Below are 14,806 nucleotides of genomic sequence, written 5' to 3' on the forward strand. Positions count from 1 at the left end.
GCCTCACGATGAATGCTCTCACCCCCGCCGTGTCGACGGGACCACTGCCCGCCTCGCGGAAAATCCACAAATCCGGCGTCCTCCACCCGCAGATCAGGGTGCCGATGCGCGAAATCTCCGTCCATCCGACGGCCGGCGAACCGCCCATCACCGTCTACGATCCGTCAGGACCCTATACGGACCCTGCTGTCGAAACCAACATCGAAAAGGGCCTTGCCCGGCTTCGCCACGAATGGGTCACGGCGCGCGGCGATGTCGAAGCCTATGACGGCCGCCATGTCCGGCCGGAAGACAATGGATTCGTCACGGGCGAGCGCCTGACGCCGGAATTTCCCATTCGCAATCGGCCGCTCAGGGCCAAGGCAGGCAAGGCGGTCACGCAGCTAGCCTATGCGCGCGCCGGCATCATCACGCCTGAAATGGAGTTCGTCGCCATCCGCGAGAACCTCGGCCGCGAGATCCTGCGCGGCAAGCTTGAGCGCGACGGCGAAGCCTTCGGCGCGGCGATCCCCGACTTCGTCACGCCGGAGTTCGTGCGCGACGAGGTGGCGCGCGGACGCGCGATCATTCCCGCCAACATCAATCATCCCGAGAGCGAGCCGATGATCATCGGCCGCAATTTCCTGGTGAAGATCAACGCCAATATCGGAAATTCGGCGGTCACCTCCTCGATGGCCGAGGAGGTCGAAAAGATGGTCTGGGCGATCCGCTGGGGCGCCGATACGGTGATGGACCTCTCGACCGGCCGCAACATCCACAACATCCGCGAATGGATCGTGCGCAATGCGCCGGTGCCGATCGGCACGGTGCCTCTCTATCAGGCGCTCGAAAAGGTCAACGGCATCGCCGAGGATCTGAGCTGGGAGGTCTACCGCGACACGCTGATCGAACAGGCCGAACAGGGCGTCGACTATTTCACCATCCACGCAGGCGTGCGGCTGCACTACATCCCGCTGACGGTCGACCGGGTCACGGGTATCGTCTCGCGCGGCGGGTCGATCATGGCCAAATGGTGCCTGCACCATCACCGGGAGAGCTTCCTTTACGAGCATTTCGCCGAAATCTGCGACATCTGCCGCGCCTATGACGTGTCCTTTTCGCTCGGCGACGGCCTTCGTCCCGGCTCGATCGCCGACGCCAATGACGCAGCGCAATTCGCCGAACTGGAAACGCTCGGCGAGCTGACGAAGATCGCCTGGGCCAAGGATTGCCAGGTGATGATCGAGGGGCCCGGCCACGTGCCGATGCACAAGATCAAGGAGAACATGGACAAGCAACTCGCCGTCTGCGGCGAGGCGCCTTTCTATACGCTTGGACCGCTGACGACCGACATCGCGCCGGGTTACGACCACATCACCTCAGGTATCGGCGCCGCCATGATCGGCTGGTTCGGCACCGCCATGCTCTGCTACGTCACACCGAAGGAACATCTCGGCCTTCCCGATCGCAACGACGTCAAGATTGGCGTGATCACCTACAAGATCGCAGCACACGCCGCCGACCTGGGGAAGGGGCATCCGGCGGCGAAAGTCAGGGATGACGCCCTTTCCCGCGCGCGCTTCGAGTTCCGCTGGGAGGACCAGTTCAACCTGTCGCTCGATCCCGAAACAGCGCGGTCCTTCCACGACCAGACCTTGCCCAAGGAAGCGCACAAGCTGGCGCATTTCTGCTCGATGTGCGGGCCGAAATTCTGCTCGATGCGGATTTCCCACGACATTCGTGCCGAAGCGCAGAAGGAGGGCATGGCGGCGATGGCGGCGAAATACCGCGAGGGCGGCGATCTCTACGTGCCGGCGGACGAGACCGGCACACCGCTGGTGCCGGAGGCGCATGAGCGGTCATGAGGGTGCTGGTCAAAGGGGCCGGCGTCGCCGGTCTCACCGCAGCCTTCGAACTCGCCACGCGCGGCGCGGCGGTGACAGTTGCTGAGACAAGACATGGCCTCGGCGGCAATGCGTCGTGGTTCGCCGGCGGCATGCTGGCGCCATGGTGCGAGCGCGAAAGCGCCGAGCAACCGGTGCTGGATCTCGGACGCGATGCCGCCGACTGGTGGGATACGGCAACGCCCGGGCAGGTGACGCGGGCCGGAACACTGGTCGTGGCCGCGCCGCGCGATGCGGGCGAACTCGACCGGTTCGCCAGCCGCACGTCGGGTCATCGGCGCGTCGATGAGGATGAAATCGCGTTGCTCGAGCCCGACCTCGCCGGCCGCTTCCGCCGCGGACTGCTCTTCTCCGACGAAGCCCATCTCGACCCGCGCCAGGCGATGGCGGCACTTCATGACAGGCTGGCGGCGATGGGAGTCGAATTCCACTTCTGCGCCGATGCCCCGGCTGTTTCCGGGTTCGGTCGTCAAATCGACTGCACGGGAATGTCCGCCGTCGATGGAAGGCTGCGTGGCGTTCGTGGCGAGATGCTGATCCTGCGTACGCCTGATGTCTCGCTGTCGCGCCCGGTCCGGCTGCTTCATCCGCGCTTTCCGCTCTATATGGTGCCACGCACCGACCACCGTTTCATGATCGGCGCGACGATGATCGAGAGCCAGTCCACTGGACCTGTCACGGCTCGTTCAATGATGGAGCTTTTGGGCGCGGCCTATGCCCTCCATCCGGCCTTTGGCGAGGCCGAGATCGTTGAAACCGGTGTCGGCGTTCGTCCGGCCTTTCCCGACAACCTGCCCCGCGTCGAAGCGAGCGGAGACACCGTCGCGATCAATGGGCTCTATCGTCACGGTTTTCTCCTCGCCCCCGCCATGGCGCGCCAAGCTGCCGACCTGGTTTTCAATCAAGACGGAACCAAGGAACCTACTCATGAAACTGATGGTCAACGGCGAAGCGCGTGAGGTTGCCGCCACCACGCTGGCGGAGCTGCTTGCCGCGCTCGACTATGAAGGCGATTGGCTCGCCACTGCCGTCAACAGCGACCTCGTGCACAAAGCCAACCGGGCGGAATTCCAGTTGAGCGACGGCGACCGGATCGAAATCCTCTCGCCCATGCAGGGAGGCTAGCATGTTCGAGCTTCTCGGGACGACGCTTCCTTCCCGCCTGCTTCTCGGCACCGCGCAATATCCTTCGCCGGCCATCCTTGCCGATGCGGTCAAGGCATCGGGCACGTCGGTGGTGACCGTCTCGCTGCGCCGTGAGATGGCAGGTGGCAGGGCCGGCGAGAAATTCTGGTCGTTGATCCGCTCGCTGGGCGTCAGAATCCTGCCCAACACTGCCGGCTGCCACTCCGTCAAGGAAGCGGTCACCACTGCGAACATGGCGCGCGAGGTCTTCGGTACGAGCTGGATCAAGCTCGAAGTGATCGGCAACCACGACACGCTGCAGCCAGACGTGTTCGGCCTGGTGGATGCCGCCCGCATCCTGTGCGAGGACGGCTTTGCGGTCTTCCCCTACACCACCGATGACCTTGTCGTCGCCGAACGGCTGCTTGATGCGGGCTGCAAGGTCCTGATGCCGTGGTGCGCTCCGATCGGTTCCGCCCTCGGCCCGATCAACATCACCGCGTTGCGCTCGATGCGCGGACATTTCCCTGGCGTCCCGCTGATTGTCGATGCGGGGCTCGGGCGACCGTCGCATGCGGCAACCGTCATGGAACTCGGCTTTGACGCCGTGCTTCTGAACACCGCGGTCGCCAGGGCTGCCGAGCCGGTCGGCATGGCGCGCGCATTCGGCAAGGCGGTCGATGCCGGTCGTGAGGCTTTCTGCTCGGGAATGCTCGAACCGCGCGACGTTGCCGTGCCGTCGACGCCGACGATCGGCAGGGCAGTGTTTTCATGAAGCTCGATCCCTTCTACCTGATCGTCGACAGCGCTGCCTGGATCGAGCGGCTGGTGCCGCTCGGCGTCAAGCTGGTGCAGCTTCGCATCAAGACCATGGGCGAAGCCGGATTGCGCGCTGAGATCCGCACAGCGAAGGCCTTGTGCGCGCGATACGGGTGCCAGCTCATCATCAATGATTACTGGCGACTGGCCATCGAGGAAGGCTGCGACTTCGTTCATCTCGGTCAGGAGGATATGCAAACCGCCCACCGTTCGCGGATTCGGGTAGCCGGCGTGAGGCTCGGACTGAGCACGCATGATGGTGTCGAACTGGGCACGGCGATGGCCGCCGAGCCCGACTATATCGCGCTCGGCCCCATCTACCCGACCATCCTGAAGACGATGAAATGGGCGCCGCAGGGACTCGAACGGATCAGAGAATGGAAGCATCGGATAGCGCCAATCCCATTGGTCGCCATTGGCGGTCTCAACCCTGACAGGCTCGACGGAGTTTTCGCGGCTGATGCCGACAGCGCGGCGGTGGTCACCGACATCACGCTGAATGCCGATCCCGAAGGGCGCACACGAGAATGGATCGAAAAGACGGAGCGATGGCGCTGAGGCGAGAACCGCATGTGCTTGTCGTTGGTGGGTCGGACTCCAGCGGTGGAGCTGGAATTGCCCGCGATATAGAAACGGTTTCCGCCTTCGGGCTGCGCAGTTGTCTTGCCATCACCGCCGTGACAGTCCAGACGCACTCGGCTGTCGAGCACGTCAAGCTTGTGCCGTCGGAGCTTGTCGCCGCTCAGATGCGCGCCGCGTTCGCTGCCAACGCTGTCGCGGCCGTCAAGATAGGCATGATTGGGACATCGGCGGCTGTTGAGGCAGTCGGCGCTGTTTTGGTCAACCGCCAAGTGCCTGTGGTACTCGACCCGGTCCTGGCCTCTACCTCGGGACGCAATCTGCTGGCGGACGATGCCATTAATATGCTGCGCCACGATCTGATGCCGATCTGCCGGCTTGTAACGCCTAACCTGGTCGAGCTGGCTGCGTTTACCGGCTCGTCACCGGCCGCGGACGAAGAAGGGGCTTGTCGTCAGGCTGAAGAGCTATCGAGGACGGTGAGGACCGCCGTACTCGTCAAGGGCGGCCATGCACAAGGAACCCGTTGCGTCGACGTGCTTTTGCAGCCGAACCAACCTGCAATTCGGTTCGAGGCGCCCCGCTTGCCGCGTGGGATGCGCGGAACGGGTTGCATGATGGCCAGCGCAGTCGCCGCCTCGCTTGCTCTTGGAGCGTCGCTGGAAGCGAGCGTGCGCCAAGCCAAGCAACATGTTTTCGATGCGCTTGCCGGATCGAAGGACATCGGGCCGACAAGCTGATCGGGCCGAACGTATCCAACGCTCCGATCAAGTCTGGCAGGCGATCGTGGGTCTACTCCTAGGACATGAAGGCCCTATCCGAGGGGTGAGAATGCGGCATACACGGTCGCTTTCGCCCATGAACAACACGCCGCTTTGAGGAGGAGCCGCATGCCTCTGTGCCAACAGGTTGATGGGTCATCCGAAACCCGCATCTAGTCGTCGCTAGCGACCGCATGCCGCTTGGCACGTTGTTGGGTGAGCGAACGTTCGAACCGGGGTTAGCCAACTCGAGCCATAATTACGGATTGAATCGCCGTTGCGGTATATAGGGAAGCATCTAACGACAGATTCCCAAACGCCGGTTGACAAAGGAGGTAGTTTGCACCTGCCGCTTCCAGCTGATCAAGAAGAGCTTGTCCCGCAGATGCTGCCGTTCCTACTACGCACAATTCCTTCTCGATTGCTGCATCGAAGGTCAGCGGCAGGTTTGGTGGAGTCGGCATACCATTGAGATCATAAAGGAATTTAAAGCTCTTGAGCCACCGTTCGTAAGCAGGTGCGGCGAGTGAACGTGCATCTGTTTCAGAACGCCCAATCACGACCATTCGGAGCAATCCAAGAAATGGCGCTTGGTCGTCCGCCTCACTGGTGTGCTCTCGACCGGCGCGGAAGGCATCAGTGATTCTTCGAACGGAAGAGGAAGGTCCCACGCACGCGATGTTCATGCCATTCGCAGCGGCCCAGCCTGCCGATTCCGGTCGATTGGTGGCGATCCAAGTCGGCGGATGTGGACGCTGATGAGTTCTTAGCGTCAGCGGAACGCTGTTCAACTCAAAATGGCGACCTTGATAGGATAGCGTGCCGCCCTTCAGCGCATTGATAAGAATTTCGCTGGCTTCCGCATAGTGGTTTGGCGCCGCGTCCGAGCCAATCCCGAAGTAACCCAATTCGATCGGGAGCGAGCCGCGCCCTATCCCAAGTTCGAGCCTGCCACCGCTCAATTGGTCCAGCATACAGATCTCTTCGAACGCACGTAGCGGATGATAGAGGGCAAGCAGCATTACCAACGGGCCGACACGAAGGCGCCGGGTTCGCTGGGCTACGCTCGACAAGAACAGATTCGGTGAGGGACCTCTCCCATGTGGGGTACAATGGTGCTCTGCGAGATGATATGCATAGAATCCAAGGTGATCGCACGCCTCCGCTAACATCAGGCGATCTTCGTACTGTCGGGCGATATCGGGGCCGTCCTCGTCCAGATGATCGAAGATGCCGACAGCTAGGCCTGAAGGAAAGGCCTTATCCATGATATTCTCTCCATTTTTGACGCAACAAGTCCGGTTGCTTGCGTATTCCAAGCATTTTAAAGATTTCTCGCTTATGTAATCGCTCGGATTATTGCCTGCGAAATGCTAAAGCAGAGCCTTGGCAACCTAACGCGGGGGTGTTGACATATTCAATATTCTGCTAATACGACTAGCGGCACGAAGAAACGCATCCATTTGCTCTTTTGTACCGATGCTGACGCGGATGTAATTTTCCAAACCTTTATCTGGAAAGACGGCAACAAGTATTTTTTGCCTTGCGAAGGCTGATTGCCACCATGAGCCGTCCTGTGCCGTTGGCACGCGGGCAAGCAAGAAGTTTGCGTGGGAAGGGATTACGGAAAATCCAAGTTGCGACAGCGCGAGCGTCACTCGCCGTCGTTCATGCCTGATGTGTCTGTGGTTGTCTGCATAGGCGGCGCGGTGCGCAAGGACGCTGATACCAACCGCCTGCCCGATCACATTCATGTTGAAGACGTTCTGGATGTTGCGTAGCCTGCCGATAATTTCAGGATGACCGAAACCGAAACCGACGCGAACGCCGGCGGCAGCATAGCTTTTCGAAAATGTCCTTAAGACCAGAAGGTTCGAATAGCGATTGATGAGGCGTAGACCATTCTCGGGTGCAAAGTCGACGTAGGCCTCATCCAGCACGATCAAGCGGTCCGATTTCGCTACCAGGCGTTCGATATCGGCCACCGGAACGAACGTTCCAGTCGGATTGTTCGGATTGGCTAGCAGAATGAACTTGGCGTCCTTTGCAGGACCGAAGAGCAATTGCTCCATCGGCAAGGAATGATCTTTGCTAAATTCGATTTCGACAAATTGAGCACCCTGCAACGTTGCAAGTTTGCGGTTGAACGAAAAGCCTGGCGACATCATCGCCACGCTATCCCCCGGGGTAAGGAATGCTCTGTAGACAAGTCCAAGCAGTTCAGACGATCCGTTGCCGGCGATCACCTGATCCATGGAGACGCTGTAGGCATTCGCCGCTGCTTCTCTCAAGCTGATGTTATCGTCTTCTGGATATAGATACTGCCGTTCGAGAGCTGCAATCGCACTTTGCATTATGATTTCCGGAAGCGGGAAGGGGTTCTCATTCGTGTTTAGTTTTACCCAACTTGAATCCGGCGCTGGTGTATCGGATGGCAGAGCATCTAACTGTCTCGCCACTTGCGAAAGAGACGACAGCACACTCTGAAGTTTTGCATCGGACATGTTTTTCTCCGTTTCAGTCGCAGAGGGAATCCGGGATGAACTGATGGTCTGAGCACATGGCCGACCAACAGTGCATTCACACCGCCGTTGTCAGCACATTGACCCCGCGAGGTCGGGCGGGCTGTCCTCCCGGGTCGGATTGGCCCGACGCTCAGTCCGCATCCACTCGTCATCGGGCCAAGGCTCCGCCAACCACCAACGCTTGATTTGTCCCTGATATTTGCCTCGGTCAGCCTTTCAAGGACGCTTGATCTGATGCCGTATTTCCTCAGCGTGTATCCAATCTGGCGCGGCGTCAGTCCAAGCAGGCGCCGCCTTTGTCTGCACCGAACCATCTCTTCACGGCCGCGATGACACGCTCGCGATTTGACATACTCGTACCGTTAAAGAGGCTGCGCTGGGAGGCGCCAGCGGTGCCTGGTCGCTGACGACGGACGGGACCGTAGCGGCGGCCCAAGGAGCAGCCTCAGTCGGCCGCGTGGCCGGCCTGTCTGGCATCATCGGCCCAGTTGCGGCACCTTGTTGCCCGGTCCGCTCTTCCACGGCGCCGCGAAAAAACACTGTCCGTGGCATTCTGCCGATTGACGCTCCCGCTGCCAGGAACATGCGATGCAGCTTCACTGTCTGCCCAACCAGATTGGCGATTGTGGTGAGGAGGCGCAGGTCGTAATCGAGGAGGGAACTTGATTTGTTGTCCAAGATGCGGTCGATGGTCGGCGTGCCCACGACGTTCGCATCGACGCGAACGGGTACGCCGATGAACGAGACTTTCATGCTGTCGGACGCCCCGAGCACGTCCTTGTCGGCGGCGTTGAAAGCCGGGTCCACCGCTTGGTTGCGGATTTTGACTGGTCACGGGCAAGCGCGAAAAACGCCCTGGCCGTAAGTCGGGACGCTGCAACGTGGTCGAGTGCACAGCGGTGCGATGCCTTGCCATGGAGTTTCCTTTCATGAATCGCGACCGTCGACTGGCTTCTGCACGCCGCAACCGCACGTTGATTCACGAGACCGGAATGGGGCGGGAGAGTCAATCGAGCTTTCTTTCATTCGCGAAAGGAAACTCTGCGCTCATGATAGAATTCCATCAGTTTCATATAGCTCCGGTAGATGATATCGAACGGCAGAATGTCTGCCCCGGCGTCGCCGCGGTGCCGGTGCTGATGGCCCGGGCCATCAGCCTAATCAGCTCCTGGCAAAGCTGGGCGCAGTGGCGTGGCGACCGCCATCGCGACGATGCCATCTACGAGGGCCGACTGCGACTCCGGCGTGATTTCATTCACAATCGCGACAGCGTCTTGAGCTTTGCGCACCTCGCGGAGCTCCTGATGGCCCCCTGCCCCCGCCGACCATACAGAAGCCGACGAGCTCAGGTTGCCGTGCATGAGATCCAGCGTGGTCTCGTATGTGATCTGCCGCTTCTCGAGGGTCACGAGCGTATCGAGCACCTCCAAACTCGGCGCGTTGTCACGGAAATAGGAGCGAAAGCCGATTTCGCGGAGCTCGTGCCCCTGCAAGCGGTGGCTGCCGACGAAGACCGCCCCTTGCCGGGCCGTTTTGCGACCGTGGAAAACATCCAAGCGGCGGCCCCCCGACCTCGTCCCGCCATAGGAGGAAACGGCACCGCGACCTTGATGCAGTGTCATGGATGGATGGGGCATTATTCGGGAACCGAACCAATCCACAGAAATATTTTGTTGGTATTTTTGTTGGTCCGCGCTCCTATTGCTCCATGCCGAGGCGATTGAAAACGAACTCAAATTTTCTCTACTTGGATTCCGCCTCGGATGAGGCGAAGGCATTCATGGCCATAGGCGAGAGTTTTGCCAAGCATGAGACCGTGAAGCATTCCAGCCACGAATATCTTCGCGACACGGTCCACGTCAATTAGGTGGAGGGTTTCAATTCCCGCGTGCGGCGGACGATCGCCGGCGTCTTTCACCATATCAGCCCGCAACATGCCGACCTGTATTTCCATGAAATCGGCTTCCGCTGGTCTCAGCGCGTCGTGTCTGGAAGCGCCATTCGGAAAACTCGGCATGGCCGGGAAATCATGCGAAGGCTCTGGTCACGGGTGCCGCCAGCGCTGCAACTGCCGACTGTCTTTTGCGCCGCCACGGGACGTCAGATGCGGCGAAGCCCCGATGGTGGCATCACTATCAAATCGGCCGTAGCTGTCTTTGGTTGATAAAGGCCGGGGTAAGGATGAATGAACGCAGCAATGTAGACAGGCTCGTTTTTGGAAGAGACCTCTAAGTCGAGGGCGAATACCTTGTCGCTAGTCTAGGAAGGGGTCTGCGCCGGCGCGCGACGGCGCCTGTCGGGCTTCTCCGCGGTCGTCTCCAATATCATGAGCAATGCGCCGGCCGTGCTGGCGCCCAGGCCCTTCATACCGGTCTGGAAACCCGGATGTGCCTGGCCTGATTGTCGCCATGAGTTCCACGCTGGTCGACAACTTTACGCTGCTCGGCTAGGTCGCCAGACTGATCTTCCCCGAGCAGGCGCAGATCGCTGGCACAGATCTCAGTTTTGGGCGTTTTCTTCAAGGCCGGACTGCCGCTGAAGCTGATCACGCTCCATAACGGTTCGGTTGCTATGCGCAAGGCCTCGGTCGTGCTCCTATATTCCACGGAGAATTACTCATGGCTGCTTACGCAACGTTTCTTAACACCGATTTTAATAGCGCAAAAGGATTTCCGACGTAATGCTGCAGTGCAACAGAACGGTCTTTGAGCGTGCCGTTTATGCACTGTCACCAGGAGATCCGAATGCTCGAACAGACCCCAGACAAACCGCACGAGCCTTTGGCGCAACAGACCCTTCCCGCTGAGAAGTTCCGCAAGTCGCGGTCGCTGCGATTAATGTTCGCGATCGTCCTCTTGGGCGGTAGCTCTTTTGCCATCTATGCCTACAGCAGCGCTCGCCCTTCGGACGCCGTCGCGCTCGCAACTGTCGCACCGGCGCCTCCCATTGTGGTCAAGGCAGCGCAGGCGCAACTTGGGAACGTTCCGATCTGGGTCACAGGGCTCGGAACCGTGCAACCCTTCAACAGCGTGACAGTCAAGCCTCGCGCCAATGGGCAGATCAACGATATCGTCTTCACTGAAGGCCAGATGGTGCATGCGCACGATGTGCTCGCCCGCCTGGACCCGAAACCCTTCCTTGGACCTCTGCATCAGGCCGAAGCGACGCTGGCCAAGGATCAGGCACAACTCACCAATGCTCAAGCTGATCTGCAACGCGTTTCGAGCCTTGCCCAGAAAGGCTTTGCCACGGGCCAGGTCCTCGATACGCAAAAGGCGCAGATCGCCCAGACGGAGGCGACGATTTTGGCGGACAAAGCCGCCATCGAGAACGCGCAGACCCAGATAGACTACACCACCATCACCTCGCCGATCGACGGCGTGGCGGGCATACGGATGATCGATGCGGGCAACATGATCACTTCGACCGATCTGGGGATTGTGACAATCAATCAGCTCGAGCCGATTTCGGTCGTGTTTAACGTGCCGGCGGACGCCGTCGCTGACTGGCCGGTCGGAACGCCAGCGTCCGCGATTTCCGTCACCGCCCTAGCGGCCAACGATAGCAGGATGCTCGACACGGGAACTTTGAGCCTCGTCGACAATCATATCGATCCCGCGACGGCTACCATCAAATTGAAGGCGACTTTCCCGAACAAGGACCATCAACTGAAGCCGGGGCAGTTCGTCAGTGCCCTGTTCCAGAGCGTGCTCCTGTCCGAGGCGACTTCGGTTCCATCAAGTGCCGTTCAGCAGTCGGCCAACGGCACTTACGTCTATCTGGTCAAGCCGGAGGACTCGACGCTGGTCCAGCGCAAGGTGACGGTCAAACGCGTAGCCGGCGACGTCACCGTGATTGCTTCGGGCTTGAATGCCGGCGATACGGTCGTCACCGAGGGGCAATACAGCCTGAAGCCCGGGATGAAAGTGTCGACGCAGAGCGCCGGATCGCAGGACGCGGCAGGCGAAGCTTTGGGCCATCGAAGGGATCGAGTGTGAGCGTCTCCAACATATTCGTCCAGCGTCCAATTGCGACCGGGCTGCTGACGCTCGGCATCGTGCTCGTGGGCATGGTTGCGTACATGCTTCTGCCGATCTCGTCGCTGCCTCAGGTCGATTTTCCGACCATCGCTGTAGAGTCCACGTTGCCCGGCGCCAACGCGGAAACGATGGCGAGCACGGTAGCGAGCCCGCTCGAACAGCAATTCTCGACCATACCCGGCCTAGCCCAGATGACGTCGACGAGTACGCTCGGCAAAACCGACATGACGCTGCAGTTCGATCTCAGCCGCAATATCGACAGCGCGGCCCAGGACGTTCAGGCGGCGATCAACGCGGCGAGCGGCTCATTGCCAAAGGCAATGCAAAGTCCGCCCACCTACCACAAGGTCAATCCGGCACTGTTCACCGTGATCTCCATCGTGCTGCAGTCGGACACGATCCCCCTCCCGCTGGTCATGGATGCGGCGTCTAATATGGTTGCCCAGACCTTGTCCCAGATTCCGGGAGCCGGCTTCGTGGACATGCCCGGTTCTTCGAAATCGGCCATCCGAATCCAGCTCGATCCCATGAAGCTGGCCAGCCTCGGGATGAGCCTCGAAGACGTTCGGTCCGCGCTGGTAGTGGGGACGACCAACGGACCCAAGGGCACTCTCGAAGGCGCGCAGCGCTCGGTCACGCTTGACGCCAATAACCAACTCCTCACCTCGGCGGACGCGAGCGCGGCAATCATCGCCTACCGCAACGGATCTCCGATAAGGATCAGCGATATCGGACGCGCGATCGACAGCGTCGAAAACACGACGTTGGGTGCATGGTACAATAATCGGAAGGCTGTCCTCATAGACGTTCATCTGCAGTCGGGCGCTAACGCGGTTGACGTCGTGAATGGCGTCAAGGCCGCCCTGCCAGGACTGCGGTTGCGCCTCCCTCCCTCCGTCCAGATCATGACGGCGGGTGACTCTACGGTTGCCGTTCGCGCAGCCGTGGCCGACGTCCAGTTCACACTCATGATTACGATCGGGTTGGTTGTCCTCACGATCTTCCTATTCCTCAAGAGCATGAGCGCGACCATCATTCCGGCCGTCACGATTCCCGTTTCCCTGATCGGCACATTTGGCGTGATGTATTTGTTGGGTTACTCGCTGGACAACATTTCGCTGATGGGACTCACGATCGCCGTAGGGTTTGTCGTCGACGATGCGATCGTCGTGATCGAGAACATCGTCCGGCACATCGAGGGCGGCGAATCCCCTCTTGAGGCCACCTTGAAGGGGGCGAGCGAGATCGGCTTTACGGTCGTTTCCATGACCGCATCGCTGATCGCGGTCTTTATCCCGCTGCTTCTGATGAGCAGCATGGTCGGCCGGCTGTTCCGGGAGTTCTCCGTCACCATAGCGGTAGCGCTCATCATTTCGGCGCTCGTTTCGCTCACCCTTACGCCTATGATGTGCGCCCTGATGATCAAAGGCCATGGTCACGACGCCAAGCCCAACCGCTTATCCAGCCTGCTCGAGCGCGGCTTCGACTTCATCCAGCGGGGTTATAGCCGTTCGCTCCGCGTCGTGGTCGGACATCCAAGGCTTGTTCTCCTCTGCTTTTTCGCAACGCTGGCTGTAACGGCGGAGTTGTTCCTAGCGATCCCGAAGGGCTTCTTCCCACAACAGGACCTCGGGCTGATTTCCGGGTCCACGCAGGCCGCGCAGGATATCTCCTTCCAAGCGATGGCAGCCAAGCAGCAGGCCGTTGTCGATATCATCCTGAAAGATCCGGCGGTCGACACGGTCCGGTCCACCCTCGGCGGCTCCGGGCGCATGAACTCCGGCAACTTGCAGATCGTCCTCAAGCCGCTGTCGGAACGATCCGTGTCCGCGGATCAGGTGATTGCACGCCTCCGCAAGGAAACGGCCGGTGTGTCCGGCGTCAGCGTGGGCATGCAGGCTGTACAGGGCATCAACGTGGGCGCACGCGGCTCCCAGACGCAGTTCCAGTACACCTTGCAGGACCCCAACCTGCCCGAACTGTACAGATGGGCCGACACGATGACCGCCGAATTGCGCAAGCTTCCTCAGGTCCGAGACGTTGCGAATGACCTGCAAGCCGCGGCGCCGCATGCCAGCATCGCTGTCGACAGGGACACGGCATCACGCCTCGGCATCACGCCGCAGGCGATCGACGACACACTCTACGACGCATTCGGTCAGCGGCAGGTCACGACGATCTTCACCCAAGCCGACCAGCACAAAATCGTCATGGAGATCGATCCGAAATACCGAGTCGATGCAGGCGCGCTTGATGCGATCTATGTCGGAAGCAATTCGGGCAAGCAGGTTCCGCTCAGCGCTTTCGCCAAGGTCAGTAGCTCCGTGGCGCCGCTGACGATCAACCATCAGGGCTTGTTCCCTTCCGTAACGCTGAGTTTCAATCTCGCGCCCAACGTCGCCCTCGGGGACGCGGTTACGGCGGTCGAAGCCATGCAGGCACGGATTCGCATGTCCGCGACGGTGCAGACCGGGTTCCAGGGCACCGCACAGGCCTTCCAGGCCTCGCTCAGCACGCAGCCGATGCTAATCGTGGCAGCCCTGATCGCCGTGTACATCGTTCTCGGCATGCTTTACGAGAGCGTGATCCACCCGATAACCATTCTGTCGACCTTGCCTTCAGCGGGAGTGGGCGCCCTCGCGACGCTTATGCTTGTTGGTGGTCAGCTTGATGTCATGGGGCTTGTCGGCATCATCCTGCTCATCGGCATCGTGAAGAAGAATGCGATTATGATGATCGACTTTGCATTGTCAGCCGAGCGGGACCGCGGCTTGCCGCCAAAGGAAGCCATTATCCAAGCCTGCATCTTGCGGTTCCGGCCCATCACAATGACCACGCTCTGTGCGCTGTTGGGCGCGCTGCCGCTCGCTTTAGGTACTGGCGTCGGTTCGGAACTCAGACGCCCGCTCGGCATCGCGATCGTGGGCGGACTCTGCGTGTCGCAGCTGCTGACGCTGTACACCACGCCGGTCATCTACCTCTACATGCAGCAGTTTGCAGGCTTGATGATGGGCGTCAAGTATCGGATCATCGGGCGTCGGCCCGCGCTCCCCGCAGTCCCGGCAGAATAGGTT

At 60.3% G+C, this 14,806-nt stretch carries 12 protein-coding genes and 2 pseudogenes; 9 read left to right on the plus strand and 5 right to left on the minus strand.

The features are described 5' to 3' along the window. Positions 1 to 8 precede the first annotated feature (8 nt). The 6 genes from thiC to JG743_RS32050 are packed head-to-tail and all read left to right on the plus strand — an operon-like array spanning position 9 to position 5,146. Positions 9 to 1,844: a phosphomethylpyrimidine synthase ThiC gene (gene thiC, locus JG743_RS32025; protein WP_202296413.1), complete on the plus strand. Its 1,836-nt coding sequence runs from the start codon at positions 9 to 11 to the stop codon at positions 1,842 to 1,844. Next, the gene (thiO, locus tag JG743_RS32030) at positions 1,841 to 2,842 is read left to right on the plus strand and encodes a glycine oxidase ThiO (RefSeq protein WP_202296415.1); all 1,002 of its coding nucleotides are present in this window, start codon (positions 1,841 to 1,843) and stop codon (positions 2,840 to 2,842) included. The genes thiC and thiO overlap by 4 nt, the downstream gene beginning before the upstream one ends. Continuing rightward, positions 2,811 to 3,008: a sulfur carrier protein ThiS gene (thiS, locus tag JG743_RS32035; RefSeq protein ID WP_202296417.1), complete on the plus strand. Its 198-nt coding sequence runs from the start codon at positions 2,811 to 2,813 to the stop codon at positions 3,006 to 3,008. The genes thiO and thiS overlap by 32 nt, the downstream gene beginning before the upstream one ends. Position 3,009: 1 nt before the next feature. Further along, entirely contained in the window at positions 3,010 to 3,783 is a 774-nt protein-coding gene (locus tag JG743_RS32040; RefSeq protein ID WP_202296419.1) for a thiazole synthase, read from the plus strand. Next, complete coding sequence (locus JG743_RS32045; protein WP_202296421.1) at positions 3,780 to 4,385, plus strand: thiamine phosphate synthase; 606 nt, start codon at positions 3,780 to 3,782, stop codon at positions 4,383 to 4,385. The genes JG743_RS32040 and JG743_RS32045 overlap by 4 nt, the downstream gene beginning before the upstream one ends. Next, positions 4,376 to 5,146, plus strand: a complete 771-nt coding sequence (locus tag JG743_RS32050) for a hydroxymethylpyrimidine/phosphomethylpyrimidine kinase (RefSeq protein WP_202303135.1) — start codon at positions 4,376 to 4,378, stop codon at positions 5,144 to 5,146. The genes JG743_RS32045 and JG743_RS32050 overlap by 10 nt, the downstream gene beginning before the upstream one ends. Before the next feature lie 260 nt (positions 5,147 to 5,406). Here JG743_RS32050 and JG743_RS32055 read toward each other — a convergent pair whose 3' ends face one another. The 4 genes and pseudogenes from JG743_RS32055 to JG743_RS32070 all read right to left on the minus strand — a co-directional run bounded on the left by JG743_RS32055 (position 5,407) and on the right by JG743_RS32070 (position 9,248). Further along, on the minus strand, positions 5,407 to 6,435 hold the full coding sequence (locus tag JG743_RS32055) for an LLM class flavin-dependent oxidoreductase (RefSeq protein ID WP_202296423.1): 1,029 nt from the start codon (positions 6,433 to 6,435) through the stop codon (positions 5,407 to 5,409). A 126-nt stretch (positions 6,436 to 6,561) separates the two neighbouring features. Continuing rightward, a complete protein-coding gene (gene hisC, locus JG743_RS32060) occupies positions 6,562 to 7,671 on the minus strand; it encodes a histidinol-phosphate transaminase (protein ID WP_010913508.1) in 1,110 nt (369 codons plus the stop codon). Between the two features lie 600 nt (positions 7,672 to 8,271). Next, positions 8,272 to 8,514 (minus strand): annotated as a pseudogene (locus JG743_RS32065) (GAF domain-containing protein); the annotation flags it as partial. A 335-nt stretch (positions 8,515 to 8,849) separates the two neighbouring features. After that, complete coding sequence (locus JG743_RS32070; protein WP_193363995.1) at positions 8,850 to 9,248, minus strand: hypothetical protein; 399 nt, start codon at positions 9,246 to 9,248, stop codon at positions 8,850 to 8,852. 203 nt (positions 9,249 to 9,451) lie between these two features. On the opposite strand from JG743_RS32070, the pseudogene JG743_RS32075 reads away from it, so the two are divergent. Further along, a pseudogene (locus tag JG743_RS32075) lies at positions 9,452 to 9,856 on the plus strand (transposase); the annotation flags it as partial. A gap of 199 nt (positions 9,857 to 10,055) precedes the next feature. Here JG743_RS32075 and JG743_RS32080 read toward each other — a convergent pair. After that, positions 10,056 to 10,271, minus strand: a complete 216-nt coding sequence (locus tag JG743_RS32080) for a hypothetical protein (RefSeq protein ID WP_202296425.1) — start codon at positions 10,269 to 10,271, stop codon at positions 10,056 to 10,058. A gap of 165 nt (positions 10,272 to 10,436) precedes the next feature. Here JG743_RS32080 and JG743_RS32085 point away from each other — a divergent pair, with 165 nt between their 5' ends. Both JG743_RS32085 and JG743_RS32090 read left to right on the plus strand, forming a co-directional pair. Then, complete coding sequence (locus tag JG743_RS32085) at positions 10,437 to 11,690, plus strand: efflux RND transporter periplasmic adaptor subunit (protein WP_202296427.1); 1,254 nt, start codon at positions 10,437 to 10,439, stop codon at positions 11,688 to 11,690. Next, the gene (locus JG743_RS32090; RefSeq protein WP_202296429.1) at positions 11,687 to 14,803 is read left to right on the plus strand and encodes an efflux RND transporter permease subunit; all 3,117 of its coding nucleotides are present in this window, start codon (positions 11,687 to 11,689) and stop codon (positions 14,801 to 14,803) included. The genes JG743_RS32085 and JG743_RS32090 overlap by 4 nt, the downstream gene beginning before the upstream one ends. The last annotated feature ends 3 nt before the right edge of the window (positions 14,804 to 14,806 follow it).

The organism is Mesorhizobium sp. 131-2-1 (genome assembly GCF_016756535.1).
Lineage (GTDB): Bacteria > Pseudomonadota > Alphaproteobacteria > Rhizobiales > Rhizobiaceae > Mesorhizobium.

What these genes read in the sequence shown, in the direction of transcription:
- thiC (WP_202296413.1), top strand. Translation starts at nt 9, where the DNA reads ATGAATGCTCTCACCCCCGCCGTGTCGACGGGACCACTGCCCGCCTCG.
- thiO (WP_202296415.1), top strand. Translation starts at nt 1,841, where the DNA reads ATGAGGGTGCTGGTCAAAGGGGCCGGCGTCGCCGGTCTCACCGCAGCC.
- thiS (WP_202296417.1), top strand. Translation starts at nt 2,811, where the DNA reads ATGAAACTGATGGTCAACGGCGAAGCGCGTGAGGTTGCCGCCACCACG.
- JG743_RS32040 (WP_202296419.1), top strand. Translation starts at nt 3,010, where the DNA reads ATGTTCGAGCTTCTCGGGACGACGCTTCCTTCCCGCCTGCTTCTCGGC.
- JG743_RS32045 (WP_202296421.1), top strand. Translation starts at nt 3,780, where the DNA reads ATGAAGCTCGATCCCTTCTACCTGATCGTCGACAGCGCTGCCTGGATC.
- JG743_RS32050 (WP_202303135.1), top strand. Translation starts at nt 4,376, where the DNA reads ATGGCGCTGAGGCGAGAACCGCATGTGCTTGTCGTTGGTGGGTCGGAC.
- JG743_RS32055 (WP_202296423.1), bottom strand. Translation starts at nt 6,435, where the DNA reads ATGGATAAGGCCTTTCCTTCAGGCCTAGCTGTCGGCATCTTCGATCAT.
- hisC (WP_010913508.1), bottom strand. Translation starts at nt 7,671, where the DNA reads ATGTCCGATGCAAAACTTCAGAGTGTGCTGTCGTCTCTTTCGCAAGTG.
- JG743_RS32085 (WP_202296427.1), top strand. Translation starts at nt 10,437, where the DNA reads ATGCTCGAACAGACCCCAGACAAACCGCACGAGCCTTTGGCGCAACAG.